Origin of the sequence: Haloferax sp. KTX1 (assembly GCF_902410085.1) — an archaeon.
Lineage (GTDB): Archaea > Halobacteriota > Halobacteria > Halobacteriales > Haloferacaceae > Haloferax > Haloferax massiliensis.
The window spans coordinates 1-405 of sequence record NZ_CABPRH010000301.1 but is presented as its reverse complement, the minus strand read 5'-3'; the positions used below and the strand labels follow the sequence as shown (position 1 = coordinate 405).

The 405-nt window shown below is 49.9% G+C and carries 1 protein-coding gene; it reads left to right on the top strand.

Annotated elements, in window-relative coordinates; genetic code table 11:
• Positions 1 to 37: 37 nt before the first annotated feature.
• A partial coding sequence (locus tag FY251_RS21940; RefSeq protein WP_255516803.1) for a glycosyltransferase occupies positions 38 to 405 on the top strand: 368 nt, incomplete at its 3' end.

Here is a 405-nt window from a genome sequence, read left to right as displayed (position 1 = left end):
TGGTAGTACCGATGGTACTAGGAGCGTTATCCGTGACTTGGCAGAACACAATGAGAACGTTCTCGGATTATTACTGTCCCGCAACTTTGGACAAAGTGCAGCCTTGAACGCGGGTATCAAACAAGCAACTGGCGAATTTATCGTAACTCTTGATGCTGATCGACAGAACGACCCACAAGACATTCCGGACCTCCTCAATATGTTGATAAGTGGGGACAGCGAATCCGATAGCTATGATTGCGTCAGTGGCTGGCGGCGAGACCGGAACGACCCGTTGACAAAGACGATACCATCCGCGATACAGACACGGATGGCACGCTGGACCGGGCCAGATATCCACGATTTCGGTTGTACTCTGAAGGCATATCGGTCAGATGCTCTTAACGAAATAGAGTTGTATGGAGA